Below are 16397 nucleotides of genomic sequence, written 5' to 3' on the forward strand. Positions count from 1 at the left end.
GTCAAGATGACTCAACCCCAGCAGTGACGGGGGCTGCAGAGAAGCGCCCCCGATCATGCTAATTATTACGACAACTGATTTCCCCGAACTGCTTCATTTACCTGATTAATTGTTCCGCTTTCGATACGATTTGCGAGCTGGATCGCGCAGGCAGATCATAATTGTAAATATCTGTACGATACTGGGTACGACCATCTGCACCAACAAAGGCCGTCAGATAGAAGAGATTCACCGGAATCGACTGCCGAATATTGACGTAACGCGTATCGCCCTGCTTCAGCGCATCAGAAATACGTTTGTCATTCCAGCCTGCATCCTGCAACAGCATATTCGCCAGATCGGAAGCTTTATTCACTCGTACACAGCCTGAGCTCAATGCGCGTGTATCACGCTTGAACAGATTATGGTTCGGCGTGTCATGCAAATAAATGGCCTCTGAACTCGGCATATTGAATTTATAGCGCCCCAGCGAGTTCCGTGGGCCTGGAGCCTGCTGGAAGCGGAACGGTAAATTCGAGGCCGTGATTGTAGACCAGTCAACCTGCCATGGGTCAATCGCTTCTCTGCTGTTCCAGCCGCGCATCACCGTATAGCCATGGCTTTCGAGATACCCAGGATCATTGCGCACTTTCGGCAGAATATCTTTGCGTGCCAGAGTTGGTGGTACGTTCCACGGCGGGTTTACCACCACGTTGTTAAGGGCACTACTCATCATCGGCGTTTTGCGATCGGGGCGACCGACAATGACTCGCGAATCCAGCACCTGATTGCCGTTCTGATAGTAGACCAGCGAATAGGCCGGAATGTTAACCATGATCCCGGTAGAAAGCTCTGTTGGCAGCAAGCGCAATCGCTGGATGTTGAGTGCCAACACGCCAGCACGCTGGGCGGGCGTTACGTTTAACCAGTCACGCGTTGCCGGGCCAATAGCACCATCTGCCCCCAATCCTTGCCATGCCTGAAAACGTTTAACGGCTTCCACCAGTTCATTATCGTAGGCGGCACGAACGACAGGCGCAGGTTTACTACGAGACGTAGTTTGCTGGTCCATCGGCTTAGTTTCTGCTGTTTCAACAGTAACAGCGGATGGGCTGACTACCGCGTCAGTTGGCGTGTCATCGCCAGGTAGAGTAATTTTCGGCCCCCCGTCCAGCATGCCTGTACGCTGCAATATTTCGCGCAACGCCGGTACGTCGTTACTCCACTGCCCTGGGCGCAACGTTGCTTTGCCGGTCAGTTGGGGCCACGGTTTGGTGTCACTGAGTAAGGCCAGTAACGATTCATGCATCGCCGCATATTGCGGATGCTGCGGTGCCAGTCCTGCAACAAACGTCGGCAATTGACCTTTATCCAGCGCCAGCTGCCATTGGTTAATCACCGAGAGCGGCGGCGTGGAAAGCGCATAAGGTTTACTGCTGTATAGCCAGCGAGTGCCTTTGACCGGAATATTTGCAATGAAATGGAGATAGCCCATCATCGCATCAGAGAGCACCACATCGCGTGCCATCCCGTTAATACCAGGATCGGTCAGCAACTCTACCCATTTATTAAACTGCGGCTGGAAACCGGCAATCGCCACCTCTGCCAGCTGTTGCTGGAAGGCTTTAACAGCATCACGGTTTTCCCACATGGGTTGCATATCGCGTGCGGCATACAACAGTTGAAGCTGGTTAAGATAAACCGGCTTATAGCCTGCAGGTAATTGAGATTCGATTTGCGTGCGGGCTTTTTCTGCCGCACCTTCAGGCAATGGCTGGATCCCCGCCATTATTGCCGTGACCTGCGCCTGCGGCAGTGCCTCGCCCTGTTCGCTGACAGCCACCGGGCTGTCGCCAGGGATTACTTCAGGCTCATCGGCCTGAGCATTGAACAGTGGAGCGAATGTTACGGCCACGCACAAACTGATTGCCGACAGCCGACGACCACACATCATATTAAGCAACATCCCTTGCCCCCTGTTTTTATCATACTCTGAATAGCCAGGCTGTTATTTTACGACTTGCCTGTACAACGCCAATACTCACGAAAGTATGACGAGCAAGCCTGTTACTCATCAGGCTTATCTTCAGTATATAAACGCCGATACGTTTTTACATAACCTAATGTAAAGAAGTTTAAAGAAAAGCGCGCCAGAATGTGGCACTTTTTTAGTGCAGAAACGGAGTTTTCAGAAACAGGAAAGGCGGCATCGCTGCCGCCTCAATCTTAACTCGCCTGGGAAGGCGCTTCGTCAGTTCCTGGAAGCGTTTCAGGGAGTTGCGGTGCAAAACCACGCAGACCGACTACGTGAACGTGTTCGGTATTCTGGAAGACTTTACGCACCAGTTTATAGGTGGTGCCTTTTTCCGGGCTGATATTTTCCGGCGCTGCGATGATGAGCTGCATTTGCAAACGCTCACACAATTCAAACAGCGTGGCGATGGAACGGGCATCCAGTCGCGCTGCTTCATCAAGGAACAGCAGACGGCAAGGAGAGATATCTTTACCGCGCAAGCGGCGAGATTCATCTTCCCAACTCTGTACCACCATCACCAGAATCGACATACCGGTACCAATAGCCTCACCGGTCGACAATGCACCAGATTCCGCGCGCAACCAGCCATCGGAACCACGGTTAACCTCAACTTCCATTTCAAGATAGTTACGGTAATCCAGCAGTTCTTCACCGATGGTCTGCGGCGTGCGCTGCCCCATATCAATCTGCGGATTAAGGCGCTGATACAGTTTCGCCAGCGCTTCCGAGAAGGTCAGACGGTTGCTGTTAAACAGATCCTGATGTTGTTCGTGCTGTTCAGAGAGTACATCCAGCAGCATGGCGTGCGTTTCACGCACGTTCACGTTGAGGCGCACGCTGTTCACCTGGCCAAACGATACGCTCTGCAAGCCCTGGTTGAGCATACGGATACGGTTCTGCTCGCGCTGAATGGTTTTGCGAATAATGTTCGCCACGCTGCGGGAACTGATCGCCAGTTTCTGTTCGCGGGAGGTTAACTCTTCAGTCAGACGGCTAAGTTCGATCTCCATCTGCTCGATAGCTTCAACCGGATCATCGGTACGAATAATATCCTGACGAATACGCTCGCGCAGATGCTGATAAACCGCCACGAAGAACTGAATTTTACGTTCCGGACGTTTTGGATCTTCCGACATACGCAGCACGTCGCGCAGATGTTCGTTATCCGCTACCGCGAGACGCAACGCACCCAACGCCTTATCCGACATGGAACGCAAATCATCAGCGGAGAGATAAGCCAGCTCACGACGGTGTAAGCGGCGCTCAACACCGTTATCTTTCACCATGCGCATCACTGCACACCAGCCCGCTTTCGCGGTCACTACCTGCTCGCGCATCTCAAAGTAATCACGCTCCAGCTTGCGCAGTTTGCGGGTCAGGTTGTCCATCTCCGCTTCGCAGAAGGTAAGCGCTTTTTCCAGTTGGTTGCGGCGTGAACGGTTATTGCTCAGTTGCGCGTGCAACTCGTCACGGCGAATACGCGCCCGCTCTTCTGCCCCGCTATCAGCACGCACGCCGATATCCTGCAATTCACGTTGCAGATCGTTGAGTAGCTCTTTTTTGGTGTCGTAAGAACTTTTCAGCGAAGCCAGCACCTGGTTGTACTGACTCAACTGCGCTGCGTGTCCGCGCAACGCTTCACGAGCGCGGGTACGCTCCGCTTCCGCCTGTTCCAGACGTTCACGCAGTTTTTCGTTGAGATCGCTGTTACCGCTAAGCATTTCTGCCGAGTCAGAGTAGCTAAAGTGCGCACGACGCTGCACCACTTCCGTCAGGGCAAACGCCTGCTGACGGGCATCGCGCTGCATCTGCTGAGAGTACGCGTAATCTTCTTTTAACTGTTCGAACTGTTCCGGGTCGCTCTGCAATACCGAAACGATCGGTTCCAGTTTCGCCAGTTGATTGCCAAACTGCTGAACAAAACGCGCGGCTTCCTGGGCTTCATCCAGACGTTCGCGGATTTCATCGACGCGATCTGCCAGGCTGTCATCAGCCAGCAGGTTAAGACGCGGCAGAATGCGGTTCAGGGCCGTAACGCCCTCTTTCGCCTGCTCAAACTGAATACGCTGCTGCTGGTTATCATTTTCATGATTACTCAACGCCCGCTCCAGTTCGACGCGACGGCTGTTCAGTTGACGGATTTCTGCTTCCGGGTCAGACTCAAACGCCACCGCCAGATGACTACCTATAAAGCGGCTGAACGCCTGATGCAGACGCTGGGTTTTCTGTACATCAAAAGAGAGTGTGGCGAAGCGTTCGGAAAGCACTTCACGTTCGGCATGGAGGCTTTCGATGCGGCTTTCGCGAGCAGCACGACCAAACAGCGGCACTTCCGGGAAACGTGAATAACGCCACTGACGATCGGCGATTTTCACCACTACCGCTTTTTCCAGCTCATCAACGCTGAACACGCTGTCATCGAATGACTGCGGATCCCCTTCGATCAGATAGAGATCTTCCGGGCAATCGGTCAAGCCTTCCAGGTGTTCGGTTACCTGTGACAGATCTGACACCACGATGGCGTGGCGTGACGGGCCATACAGTGCTGAGAAGTACGGCGCATCTTCCAGGCTAACGTCGTCATAAATTTCTGACAGCAACACGCCGCCAAAACGCTCCGCCAGCGCATTCAGACGCTGGTCTTCAGAGCCGCCTGGCTGGCTTAAACGTTCGATCTCTTCATCGACGGCGTTTTTGCGTGCGCCAACTTCGTCACGTTCAACAATGGCTTCGCGCTCACGCTCCAGCAACTGTTGCAGATATTCGGTGACGTCCTGGCTTGAGGAGAATTCTTCGCCGCACTGTTCGCTCAACTGGTTGAGACTGTTTTGCGCTGCCAGCCAAACCGGCGCACGCTGCATCAAACTCTGAATGCGAGACTGCAGCTGTTCCTGCTCCTGGCGCAGTGCCATCCGCTCTTCTCGGGCGTTAGAGACGCTATCGGAAAGAGAGGCAATGCGTGCTTCCAGCTCCTGATGCAGAGCTTCCAGTTCATCAATATCAAAATTCTTGCCCTGACGTTTGCAGAAATCTGCCAGCAGACGCTCAGCTTCTTGCTGTTCACGCAGACGCTGTTCCAGTTCGCTTAAGCGCATCCGCAACGGCTGAACCTGCTCTGCCAGGTGACGCTGATCGACCCCTTCGCGCAATAGTTCGCGAGCGACATCCCACGCCTCGTTACGCGCCAGCGGGCCGTTGATTGCCACCACCAGCTGATAAGCCTGCTCAAACTGGCTGTGCGCGGTTTGCGCCATGCTCATTTTCTGCTCAAGAGAGAGCATTTTTTCGGTCGCTTCCAGCTCTTTCGCCTGGAAGGTTTCCAGCCATTCGGCGGCGCTGTCGGCGGTTAAGTCCGGCAGATGGCACAGTTCTTTGGCACGATTAAGCGCAGCAATCGCCTGGTTGTACTGGATCGCGCGCGTTTGCTGGACGTCCAGCGCCTGCTGGTAGTCAGCAAGCTGGCTTTTCAGCTCGTCCACTTCCAGCTCGGCAGCTTCCGCACGAGCCTCGTTCTCTTCCTGGCGTTCGATGGCTTCTGCCACCACTTCGTTTTGCTCTTCCAGACGGATCTGCAGCTCATCGAGATCCGCTTCGTAGCGTTCGATCTTCTCCTGCTGACGTAGTGCGGTTTGCACCAGGTTCAGGTGATCGCTGGCCGCCTGATAATCCGCTTCCAGATCGCCTTCGGCACCATTGTGCTCAGCCAGCTCACGCGCCATATCGACATGCTTGTACTGCTCTGCCGCCAGTTGCTGACGCGAAGTGTGAAGCTCACGACGAAACTCCAGCGCTTTATCCAGGTGAACACGGCGCTCGTTGGCGTGGCGCATGTAGTCCGCCGCCACGTAGTTAGTCGCTTCGCTGATCAGATGCTTGAACAAGTCACGGTCAGACTGGGTAACACGAATCGCTTCCAGCGTCATACGGTTTTCACGCAGCGCCGCTTCCATGTCCTGAAACGCTTTACGCACGCCGCTATTTTCTGGCAACAGGTAGTCGCGCAGAGAACGGGTGATGGCGCTGGAAATCCCGCCGTACAGCGAAGCTTCAATCAGACGATAGAATTTACTACGATCAGACGCTGAGCGCAGACGACGTGCGATGATGCCCAGATCGAACATCAGCGAGTGGTAATCGGTAATAGAGTTGAACTGCTTAAACTGCACGCCTTCCATCGCTTCGAGCTTGTCTTTCAGCTCGTTAAGCGGCAGCACGCGCGCCTGACGTTCATTCAGAGTTTCGGTCACCAGTTGTGTCGGCTGCACCGACATCGGCAAGCCCTGAATGGCAAATGGTTTGATATCAACTTTACGATCGCGCCCGGCAACCTGTTGCAGACGCACACCGACCACTACACGCTGGTGGCGCGAGTTAATGGTGTCGAGCATCGAATAACAGACACCCGCTTTCAGCTTACCGTGCAGACCTTTATCGCGCGAACCGCTGGTGGCCCCGGCTTCCGTAGTGTTACGGAAATGCAGCAGGGTCAGGTCGGGGATAAGCGCCGTAACGAACGCCGCCATGGTGGTGGATTTACCCGCCCCGTTACCGCCAGAAAGCGTCGTGACCAGCTCGTCAAGGTCAAAAGTTCGGGCAAAAAAGCCGTTCCAGTTAATCAGCGTCAGTGAGCGAAATTTACCGCGTTCAATCATTATTCTTCCTCTCCGCTATCTGGCTGATTCTCTTCGGTTTCATCGTTGAGTTGCAGATGATTTTCAATCGGCATTGCTTCGCCATCACGAATCAGGCGACGCTGTGCTTCACGGGGATCGTCGCCAGCACGCACATCGGCTCCGAAGCGGAACACCGATTCGGTAATGCGGAACTTGCTGCTGTCGTGGCCCATAAACCACACCATGCCTAAACGACGCAGACGGTTGAGCGAAGAACGTACTTTCTCCTGCAACTTCTGCCGGTCAACGTCTGAACCGGTTGAACGGTTGTTCACCAGTTTCAGCAGTTTCGCTTCATCGGCCAGGGTGAGCAGTTCATCGTACAGTTCCTGCTGGGTGAAAATCCCCTCATTCGCCAGCCGTTCCGGGCTGAGATAAAGATAACAGAGGATTTTCCCGACCATCATATCCAGTTCCGACAAGACGGAACGAGGGATCAGCGTGGTGGAACGTGGGCGTAAATAGAAGAACCCCTCCGGTGCGCGAATAAGCTCAACGTTATAACGCGCGTAAAATTCTTCCAGATATTCCTGAAAATCCATCAGGAATGCATGATTATCCAGTTCGTCAAGGCCAATATGGCGGCCTGAACGTAAGGCGCTATCCAGCGCCGGAAATAACGGATTCGCCAGCGCCTGCGCCAGCTTAACCGGCATCACTTGTTCAATATTTGTCGATGACATGCGCCTGTACCTTGGCTCCGTAATCATTAATCGGCTGCCATTTCGCTGGCAGTCCGGTGAAATCTGCTTGCGCTACGCCAAGACGTACCGCCTGATCAATAACAATGCGCGCAACGTCAAAGTGACGTGCACGCGGATACTGTGACAGATATTCGCGTACCACCAGACCAAGATCCAACGGCACTTGTCTGGTTTTGTACACGGCAAGTTGTTCTTCGATGATCGCCGCCAGCTGTTCGCGGATCTCGTTAAACTCTTCGTACTCCAGATCCTCAGGAAGTTCCCCAGTCACTTCTTCATCGCGCAGTGCCATCTCTTCGTCACGCATATCCAGCAGACGATCGGCATTGGCATAAGTTAGCGCCCACGGTTCATCAAAATAGGTTTGTACCGACTGACGTAACCGCTGAGCAAAGACGCGGTTTTTATCCATATCGATAGCGGTACGAATAAATTTGTGTACGTGGCGGTCGTAGCCAATCCATAAGTCGATGGATTGCTGGCCCCAGCTGATAATACGGTCAAGTTTGCTTTGCAGATCGAACACCAGACGATCGACGAAATGCAGATCATCATGAGTCATCGTCGCATCCTGAATGCGTAACAGATTAGCCTGCAATTTATCACCTGCCGCTTCCAACGTATCCTGCAATTCACGCAGCGTTCCGGAAGTTTCCGAAAGCAACAATTCACAGCTGGAAATCGCCGCCCGCCAGTCTTTGTTCAACAACTGGGCGATATCATCCTTCACCTGCTGCTGCTGTTCATCCATCAGACGTTGAGTCAGGTCGATACTGTCGAAAATTTCTGCTACCGAATATTTCAGTGGCGCATAGACATTACGGTGCCAGTGAAACTCATCACCGCCCTCTTCGGCGGCATCTGCCGCGCGTTTCAGTTCGCCCGCCACAATCGACAACTGCATAGAAAGGCGCAGCGTCGAAAACTCGCGCTGACGGATGTAGTAATCGGTAATACCGATGCCAAGCGGCGTCAGACGGTAAATTGCGTTCCCTTCAGCCTGCTCGCTGGTAAAGCGGTTCAGCAGACGTTGACGAACCATGTCGTTGATCGCGTTGTTGGCGCGTACGCCGATGGTTTCGCTGGTTTGCTCAAACGCATCACTCACATGGCGGAATGCATCCACCAGCTCGCCTTCACTCATCTCACCATCCAGACGCTCGCCGTTCAGCGTGGCAACCGCCAGCAGAAAAGAGAGTCGGTCTACCGGCAGCGAGATGGAGAAGTCATTTTTTCTGGCCCAGGCAACCAGTTCGGGGACTGTCTGGGAAAATTCACTCATACTTTATCCTTGCTCTGCGGTTTGCGCGCGGTGACATGAATATAACGCCCCAGGGTAATATACGGTTCCTGACGGCAATAACGCGTTTCTAATTCAAGTAATGCTTCATAGCAGTCGCGCTGCTGGTGCTTCTCGCGCAGGTAATCATGAAACACGCGAACGCCGGTCTTACCCATAATTTGCCAACCAGCTTCTTCCAGCCACAGATAAACCTGCGCCGGGTCGCGTGGATAATCTGGCGAAAGCGTCCGTTTTTTCTTTTTCGGCATTCCCGCCTGCACGTAATCAAAATTCCCTGCAACCATGTTATGCATCAGCAAGCCGTGCGCATTGTAGAACATTAACGACAACACACCGCCTGGACGCAACACTGACCACAGGGTCTGCAATACGCTGCGGGGATCGGCCACCCACTCGAGCACCGCATGGAACAATATCAGATCAACGGGCGTTTCCAAATGCGAAGCAACATCCTGAGCGGCGCAATGTATAAATTGCATGTTGTCGCTCACACCTTTTGCTTCTGCCGCCTGTTTTGCGCGGTCGATCATCTGCGCTGAAAGATCGCATAAAATGACCTGATGCCCACGCTCGGCCATTTTGATTGCGGTCTGCCCTTCTCCACCGCCAGCATCCAGCACACGCAGTTTTTGCGAGCCCATTTCCGCCAGCACGCGATCGAGATCCTGCCACAGAATAGCCTGTCGAAGCTGCCCTTTGGTGGTGCCGTAAATGTTACGGGAAAACTTTTCCGCAATATCATCAAAATTGCGATCCTGCATTGCTTTCTCCACCGGTTGGCTAAGACGTTTTCTGATAAAGACGCTATTTTGTCACAGCCACGGCGAGAATGAACCCGTCTGGTGTAATATCGCTGGCGATCCCTTGCTATATGGTCAAAAAAGGAACCAGAAAGGATGCTTTTTACACTGAAAAAAGTGATTGGCGGTATGCTGCTGCCACTTCCGCTGATGTTGTTGATTATTGGCGCTGGCCTGGCGCTGCTGTGGTTTAGCCGTTTTCAAAAAACCGGGAAGATTTTTATTAGCCTTGGGTGGCTGGCGCTCTTGTTATTGAGTTTGCAACCGATAGCCGACCGCCTGCTGCGTCCCATCGAAAGCACCTATCCGACATGGAATAATTCGCAAAAAGTGGACTATATCGTGGTACTCGGAGGTGGTTATACCTGGAACCCACAATGGGCACCGAGCTCGAATTTAATCAATAACAGTCTGCCACGTCTGAATGAGGGTATTCGCTTATGGCGCGAAAATCCGGGATCAAAGCTGATCTTCACGGGAGGCGTAGCAAAAACCAATACGGTGAGTACAGCCGAAGTAGGTGCAAGAGTTGCGCAATCGCTGGGTGTCCCTCGCGAGCAAATTATCACCCTGGATTTGCCAAAAGATACCGAAGAAGAAGCTGCGGCAGTGAAACAGGCGATTGGTGACGCCCCTTTCCTGCTGGTAACCTCCGCATCACATCTGCCGCGCGCGATGATCTTTTTTCAGCAGGAAGGGTTAAATCCGCTGCCAGCCCCGGCGAACCAGTTGGCCATCGACTCGCCGCTTAATCCGTGGGAACGAGCAATCCCTTCTCCAGTCTGGTTAATGCATAGCGATCGTGTTGGCTATGAAACGCTTGGCCGCATCTGGCAGTGGCTGAAAGGTTCGTCAGGCGAGCCACGGCAAGAGTGATTTTGATGCCAGATCGAAGTTACGCCGACTAAATCGTCCGGTGTTGACCAGTTGCGCAACTTCATCCCATAACACATACAACCAACGCCGCCAGATGAACGACTCCGCCACTGGCGCGCGTTGCAGATAACTCCAGAGCAAATCTTCCGCCAGAGAATTATCCATTAGTCGGAACAGTTCGTATTCTCGCGGTGCCCAAAGCATTAGTCCCGGTCCGACCATCGCCAGTAACTGATCGCTGCGCGAATCTTTCAGCATGCTGCGTAAACAGAAGTTACCGTGAATCAGCACACAATTGTCGTTAAAGCCTTCAAATAATGCCGGGAGACATTCACGGGTGCGAAACAGGATCCGCTTATCTTGCATCGTTAGACCGGTGTTATTGAACTGATTGAGCGTAGTCCATAGCACTTCAACATGTTGCCGGTACCATGAGGGCCAGAAATTTTCCTGAGTATTGTCGACCGCGCCGACGCAACCACGACTGTCCTGACGGTGCCAGGCCAGTAAGGCTTCAACGATTTGGTCTTTGAGTTGTTCCCAGCGTTCTGGTGTTCGGGCTGGTGCCTCCACCGAAACACCACGCATTCGCTCCAGTAGCAGGACATCGGGGCCGGGGTGTTCTTCATGCGTCATCACACCATAAATAGTCGGCATACGGACAGTCCCACTTCTTGCCAGCATGGTGGTTTTCCATGCCAGTTGTCGGGCTTTTCCGGGCGCACTAAAGCTTCTTGCCATTAACGGCATTGGGTTTCCCTGGCTGTCATACAAAGCCCACAACGCCGTATCCGCTTTTTCATTGACGCACTCAATACGACTGAGTTTTTCGCCCAGTAAATGGCTTAATTCGGCACGCAGCTGTTCCATTCAGATTACCCTCATAAAAGCTACTGCTTTCATAATGAGCGCCAATATAAAAGATGTCACCTGAATGAGATCAATTGTTGAAAAGAAAAATTGAGGAAAATCGTAACGGTACGACACTCCTCCCAAAATTGGCTGGAGTGTCGTGAAGTGAAATTAGCGCATTTCAGCGCGAACGCGCTCGAGATCTTCAGGGGTATCCACTCCTGTACCAGGAACTTCCTGAGCAACAGCAACGTGGATTTTTTCGCCGTACCACAGAACACGAAGCTGCTCTAACATTTCGATATGTTCTAACGGACTTGGCTGCCAGGTAACATAACGACGGATAAAGCCTGCACGGTAGCCATAAATACCAAGATGACGCAGGAAGTTATCGCCTACGGTTTCAAGGTCTTTTGCAAAACGATCACGATCCCACGGAATGGTGGCGCGAGAGAAGTACAGTGCGTACCCTTCGGCGTCGAGAACCACTTTCACCGCATTCGGGTTAAACGCTTCTTCCGCATTGTGGATTGGCACCGCCAGAGTCGCCATACCCACCTGACGCTGAGCGAGGTTATCAGCAACCTGACGAATGATTGTCGCAGGGATCATCGGTTCATCACCCTGCACATTAACGATCACCGTGTCGTCGCTGAATGCGCATTTTTCGACAACTTCCGCCAAACGTTCTGTACCTGACTGATGATCGGCGCGCGTCATACATACTTCGCCGCCAGCGGCTTCAACAGCGCGGGCAACATCCTCATGATCGGTTGCCACGATGATGCGCTCGGCACCTGATTCGCGCGCGCGTTCAAGAACATGAACAATCATGGGTTTGCCGTTAATATCAACCAATGGTTTACCGGGCAGACGCGTGGACGCGTAGCGCGCGGGAATAATGACCACAAAACTCATGATTTACTCTCATCAGCAGTCAGCACGCGGGCTTCCGTTTCCAGCAACACTGGAATGCCATCGCGCAGCGGGAAAGCCAGGTTGTCCAGTTTGCAAATAAGCTCTTGTTTTTCCTGGTTATACCAAAGTTTTCCGTTGCAAACCGGGCAGGCAATGATTTCAAGCAGACGATGATCCATAGTTCCTCCAGATGGATCGGGTTATGAATGCATAAATCTTATCATAATCATTTATGCGACGGGGTCTATTTCCCAGCCGGCGCGGCAATCAGTAAAGAGGCCTTGCGGGCAGCGTCCTAATGTCACCTGCGTTGCCTGCTGCCAGTTAGCGAAATCAGTAATCGCCTGACGTAACCCTTTTTGCAGCGTTGTCGTTGGTTTAATGCCTTCCTGTAACCACAGAGAGATAACTTCAAGGATGCCTGTCCGGCGATGCATTTTGGCATCCATTCGCCCAACTAATTGCCCACGATGTAATAACGGCAGAACAAAATAGCCATACTGGCGTTTCGGCGCTGGGGTATAGCACTCCAGCCGGTAGCTAAAATCAAAAAGCTGCTCCGCGCGTTTGCGATCCCAGACAACAGGATCAAAAGGCGAAAGTACCGCGCTGTGCGTTGCAGTGAGCTTTCCGGCGAGCGCGCGTTCGAGTAGCGGCAGCAAATCAGCATGCAGCCAAAGATTGCCCAATTTTTCAACATGCACAGCAATGATTTGCTGCTGTTCAGTCCTCGCTTCGCGCCAAGCCGCCAGTGCCGGACGTTTCAGCCGATAGTAATCTGCCAGCCACTGTTCGCGGAATATGCCCAGGCTACGCGCACTGTTATCCAGCATGATGATTTCTGCTTCTGTTTGCGAAACGAGATCGCGCTCATCATCCCAGTCAGGCATGACACGGTGGGTTAAATCATAAACGCGCTGGAAGTTGCGCCGTTCAATCACCATCACCTTTCCGGCAGTAAATAAACCTTCCAGATGCCGTTTATGCGGCTTCCATTCCCACCAGCCGCTTGCACCTTTACGAGAATGCTCGAAATCGGCTGAACGTACCGGCCCCTTATCATGAATATGTTGAATTAACTGTGCAATTTCTGCCGCATGTTCCTGCATCCAGGCGTCTTTGTATTTCCAGCCCATTTTTTCAGGTGTCAGCATGCGGTGGCGAATAAGACGAAAATCGCTACGTGGCATAAAGCAGGCTTCATGCGCCCAGTATTCCATTAATTCGCCACGCGCCAGAGACTCATCCAACCACTGCGCAGGATAATTTCCCAGACGACTGAAAAGCACCAGATATGGGCTACGGGCAACAATATTGATGGTATCAATTTGCAGCAAGGACATGCGGGAAATCGTTGCCAGAATATCTTCCAACGACGCTCGACGGCGGGGTTTGTTTAACAGGCCTTGCGAAGCAAGGTGAAGATTACGCGCATCAGCAAGGGAGAGGTGCGGCAGCGACATTCATGACTCCATCAATCGAACGCTGCCGCGGCGTAACTAGTTGCCAGAAGCCAGCGAGGTTAGTTGCGCAAGCAGTTTCGCTGGTTCATCGCCTGAAAGCTGTGCGTCAACAGGCAAATACCACCAATTTTCATCTGCAAAGGCCCGGCATTTCACCGCATCTTTTTCAGTCATTACTAGCGTTTGCCCGTCGCTTACCAACGCGCTGACATCCTTATAATTCAAAGACTGATGATCGGCCAGTGGTACACATTTTTCCGGTTGTACGCCGCACATCTTCAGCGTGGCAAAAAAGCGCGGCGGATGCCCAATCCCCGCCATCGCCACCACATGTTCAAGTTGAGCAACGTCACAACGCGTACCGGTACGTAAATTCACCGCCTGCCCCGGCAGCAGATGCATGGGGATTTCACCGCTGCGGGGGACACCGCCGTTGACGATTACCGCATCAACCGACTTTAAGCGCCCCGCTCGCTCACGCATTGGCCCCGCCGGCAACCACCAGCCATTGCCAAAGCGACGCACGCCATCAATAACGACGATTTCCACATCACGCGCCAGATGATAATGCTGTAAACCGTCGTCGGTTACGATGATCTGCACATCAGGGTGTTGCGCCAGAATGGCTTTTACCGCATCAGAACGCACGGGAGAAACCGCAACAGGCGCGCCAGTGCGTTGATAAATCAACACAGGTTCATCACCCGCCTGTGCTGTGGTGGTATCTACCGACAATAACAGCGGATAAGATTCAGCCTTACCGCCATATCCCCGGGACACGACTCCCACGCGAATACCGCGCTGTTGCAACTTTTCCACCAGCCAGACAACGACCGGAGTTTTTCCGTTGCCGCCAGCGGTGAGATTACCAACCACGACAACCGGTACGGGGGCACGCCAGGCGCGCTTCAATTTTAATTTATAGCAAAGACGGATCGCGCCACTTATCAGGCCATACAACCAGGAGAGTGGCAGCAATAGCCGCCACAAAGGGGATTCACCAGACCAGATTTTTTCGATCATTGGCCAAACTGCATTTTGTGAAGTTGCGCGTAAACGCCACGGTGCTCAAGCAAATCGTTATGCGTACCGCGTTCCACAATGACACCATCTTCGACGACCACGATTTCGTCTGCTTTTTCAATAGTAGACAAACGGTGGGCAATCACCAGAGAGGTACGGTTTTTCTGCAACTCATCCAGTGCCGCCTGAATCGCACGTTCAGATTCGGTATCCAGCGCCGAGGTAGCTTCGTCCAGAATCAGAATCGGGCTATCACGCAACAAGGCTCGAGCGATGGCAATACGCTGACGCTGACCGCCAGAGAGCAGCACGCCGTTTTCACCAATCACTGTATCGAGACCGTTATCCATCTTATTGATGAAGTCCATGGCGTAGGCCATACGCGCCGCTTCTTCAATTTGCTCACGGCTGTACTGTTCTGTCCGTGCGTAAGCAATGTTGTTGGCAACCGTATCGTTAAACAGATGGACATTCTGCGACACCAGAGCAACCTGGTTACGTAAAGACGCCAGGGTATACTCGCGCAGATCGTGACCATCCATCAGGATTTCGCCTTCATCAATATCGTAAAAACGTGTGATTAGGCTGGCGATGGTTGATTTACCTGAACCAGAGCGTCCAACCAGAGCGACCGTTTTTCCTGCCGGAATTTTCAGGTTGATGTTACGCAATGCGGGTACATCACGTCCCGGATAAGTAAAGGTGACATTGCGGAATTCTACGTCACCAGTCGCACGTTCGAGCACACGCTTACCTTCGTCTTTCTCCTGCTCACTGTCCAGAATGGTAAACAGCGTCTGACAAGCCGCCATACCGCGCTGGAATTGGGCGTTAACGTTGGTCAGCGATTTCAGCGGACGCATCAGCGCAATCATTGAAGAGAAAACAACGGTAATCGTACCGGCAGTCAGGCTATCCATGACGCTAGGGAAGCTCGCCGCATACAGAACAAACGCCAGCGCTAAAGAGGCGATCAGCTGAATGATCGGATCAGAGATAGAAGAGGCTGAAACCATTTTCATCCCCTGAAGACGCATTCGGTTACTGACTTTATCGAAGCGTTTGGTCTCCACCTCCTGACCACCAAAAATCAATACTTCTTTGTGGCCCTTCAGCATCTGTTCTGCGCTGGTGGTCACCTGCCCCATGGTGTTCTGCATGTTTTTACTGATGTTGCGAAAACGCTTCGATACAACGCGAATCGCAATCGAAACAATCGGTGCCAGCACAATCAAAATGATCGACAGTTGCCAACTGTAATAGAACATCATGATGAACAGGCCGATGATCGACGCACCTTCACGCACAACAGTAATCAGTGCGCCGGAAGAAGAAGAAGCAACCTGTTCGGAATCGTAGGTGATACGCGACAACAGCGTACCCGTTGACTGTTTGTCAAAAAATGAAACGGGCATTCCCATCATGTGACCAAACAGGCGGCGACGCATGGTCATTACCACCTTTCCTGATACCCAGGAGATACAGTAGCTGGAAACATAGCTGGTGATACCACGCAAAATCATCAGCCCGATCACCACCAGCGGCATCCACACCAGCACGGAGCGATCTGTTTTACCAAAGCCATCATCAAGAAGTGGCTTAAGGAGCGATAACATGAAGGTATCGCTGGCTGCGTTGAGGATTAACGCTACGCCCGCCACGATCAGACCCGCTTTAAAAGGCGCAATGGTTGGCCACAGTCGGCGGAACGTCTGCCACGTAGAGAGATCTTTGTCGTTATGCATTCAAAAAACCAGCATTTGTTGAAATA

At 52.6% G+C, this 16397-nt stretch carries 12 protein-coding genes; 1 reads left to right on the plus strand and 11 read right to left on the minus strand.

Annotation, left to right across the window (positions count from 1 at the left end):
- Positions 1-97: 97 nt before the first annotated feature.
- The 5 genes from ldtD to cmoM all read right to left on the minus strand — a co-directional run bounded on the left by ldtD (position 98) and on the right by cmoM (position 9455).
- Complete coding sequence (gene ldtD, locus AACU19_RS08425; protein WP_105278088.1) at positions 98-1945, minus strand: L,D-transpeptidase; 1848 nt, start codon at positions 1943-1945, stop codon at positions 98-100.
- Between the two features lie 260 nt (positions 1946-2205).
- Positions 2206-6666 (minus strand): chromosome partition protein MukB, encoded by a 4461-nt coding sequence (mukB, locus tag AACU19_RS08430; RefSeq protein WP_105278089.1) that lies wholly within the window; start codon positions 6664-6666, stop codon positions 2206-2208.
- The gene (gene mukE, locus AACU19_RS08435; protein WP_001295347.1) at positions 6666-7370 is read right to left on the minus strand and encodes a chromosome partition protein MukE; all 705 of its coding nucleotides are present in this window, start codon (positions 7368-7370) and stop codon (positions 6666-6668) included. Before mukE ends, mukB begins: the two co-directional genes overlap by 1 nt.
- On the minus strand, positions 7351-8673 hold the full coding sequence (gene mukF, locus AACU19_RS08440) for a chromosome partition protein MukF (protein WP_001288850.1): 1323 nt from the start codon (positions 8671-8673) through the stop codon (positions 7351-7353). The genes mukE and mukF overlap by 20 nt, the downstream gene beginning before the upstream one ends.
- Entirely contained in the window at positions 8670-9455 is a 786-nt protein-coding gene (gene cmoM / locus AACU19_RS08445; RefSeq protein WP_001360537.1) for a tRNA uridine 5-oxyacetic acid(34) methyltransferase CmoM, read from the minus strand. The genes mukF and cmoM overlap by 4 nt, the downstream gene beginning before the upstream one ends.
- Positions 9456-9590: 135 nt before the next feature.
- On the opposite strand from cmoM, the gene elyC reads away from it, so the two are divergent.
- The gene (elyC, locus tag AACU19_RS08450) at positions 9591-10370 is read left to right on the plus strand and encodes an envelope biogenesis factor ElyC (protein WP_032183863.1); all 780 of its coding nucleotides are present in this window, start codon (positions 9591-9593) and stop codon (positions 10368-10370) included.
- Here elyC and AACU19_RS08455 read toward each other — a convergent pair.
- The 6 genes from AACU19_RS08455 to msbA all read right to left on the minus strand — a co-directional run bounded on the left by AACU19_RS08455 (position 10347) and on the right by msbA (position 16371).
- Positions 10347-11240, minus strand: coding sequence for a YcbJ family phosphotransferase (locus AACU19_RS08455; protein ID WP_000436900.1), 894 nt, complete (start codon positions 11238-11240; stop codon positions 10347-10349). The genes elyC and AACU19_RS08455 overlap by 24 nt on opposite strands.
- Positions 11241-11393: 153 nt before the next feature.
- Positions 11394-12140 (minus strand): 3-deoxy-manno-octulosonate cytidylyltransferase, encoded by a 747-nt coding sequence (gene kdsB, locus AACU19_RS08460; RefSeq protein WP_000011610.1) that lies wholly within the window; start codon positions 12138-12140, stop codon positions 11394-11396.
- Positions 12137-12319 carry a protein YcaR gene (ycaR, locus tag AACU19_RS08465; RefSeq protein ID WP_000350058.1) on the minus strand — a complete coding sequence of 61 codons (183 nt, stop codon included), beginning with the start codon at positions 12317-12319 and terminating at the stop codon, positions 12137-12139. Before ycaR ends, kdsB begins: the two co-directional genes overlap by 4 nt.
- A 51-nt stretch (positions 12320-12370) precedes the next feature.
- On the minus strand, positions 12371-13603 hold the full coding sequence (ycaQ, locus tag AACU19_RS08470; protein WP_105278090.1) for a crosslink repair DNA glycosylase YcaQ: 1233 nt from the start codon (positions 13601-13603) through the stop codon (positions 12371-12373).
- Positions 13604-13639: 36 nt separating this feature from the next.
- Positions 13640-14626, minus strand: coding sequence for a tetraacyldisaccharide 4'-kinase (lpxK, locus tag AACU19_RS08475; protein ID WP_105278091.1), 987 nt, complete (start codon positions 14624-14626; stop codon positions 13640-13642).
- Positions 14623-16371, minus strand: coding sequence for a lipid A ABC transporter ATP-binding protein/permease MsbA (gene msbA, locus AACU19_RS08480; RefSeq protein ID WP_000551273.1), 1749 nt, complete (start codon positions 16369-16371; stop codon positions 14623-14625). The genes lpxK and msbA overlap by 4 nt, the downstream gene beginning before the upstream one ends.
- Positions 16372-16397: the final 26 nt, after the last annotated feature.

Source organism: Escherichia sp. MOD1-EC4550 (assembly GCF_963876935.1).
GTDB lineage: Bacteria > Pseudomonadota > Gammaproteobacteria > Enterobacterales > Enterobacteriaceae > Escherichia > Escherichia coli_F.

Excerpts from the sequence above, each read along its gene's own strand:
- lpxK (WP_105278091.1), bottom strand. The coding sequence starts at position 14,626 with ATGATCGAAAAAATCTGGTCTGGTGAATCCCCTTTGTGGCGGCTATTG.
- elyC (WP_032183863.1), top strand. The coding sequence starts at position 9,591 with ATGCTTTTTACACTGAAAAAAGTGATTGGCGGTATGCTGCTGCCACTT.
- mukF (WP_001288850.1), bottom strand. The coding sequence starts at position 8,673 with ATGAGTGAATTTTCCCAGACAGTCCCCGAACTGGTTGCCTGGGCCAGA.
- cmoM (WP_001360537.1), bottom strand. The coding sequence starts at position 9,455 with ATGCAGGATCGCAATTTTGATGATATTGCGGAAAAGTTTTCCCGTAAC.
- ycaR (WP_000350058.1), bottom strand. The coding sequence starts at position 12,319 with ATGGATCATCGTCTGCTTGAAATCATTGCCTGCCCGGTTTGCAACGGA.
- kdsB (WP_000011610.1), bottom strand. The coding sequence starts at position 12,140 with ATGAGTTTTGTGGTCATTATTCCCGCGCGCTACGCGTCCACGCGTCTG.
- msbA (WP_000551273.1), bottom strand. The coding sequence starts at position 16,371 with ATGCATAACGACAAAGATCTCTCTACGTGGCAGACGTTCCGCCGACTG.
- mukE (WP_001295347.1), bottom strand. The coding sequence starts at position 7,370 with ATGTCATCGACAAATATTGAACAAGTGATGCCGGTTAAGCTGGCGCAG.
- AACU19_RS08455 (WP_000436900.1), bottom strand. The coding sequence starts at position 11,240 with ATGGAACAGCTGCGTGCCGAATTAAGCCATTTACTGGGCGAAAAACTC.
- ldtD (WP_105278088.1), bottom strand. The coding sequence starts at position 1,945 with ATGTTGCTTAATATGATGTGTGGTCGTCGGCTGTCGGCAATCAGTTTG.
- mukB (WP_105278089.1), bottom strand. The coding sequence starts at position 6,666 with ATGATTGAACGCGGTAAATTTCGCTCACTGACGCTGATTAACTGGAAC.
- ycaQ (WP_105278090.1), bottom strand. The coding sequence starts at position 13,603 with ATGTCGCTGCCGCACCTCTCCCTTGCTGATGCGCGTAATCTTCACCTT.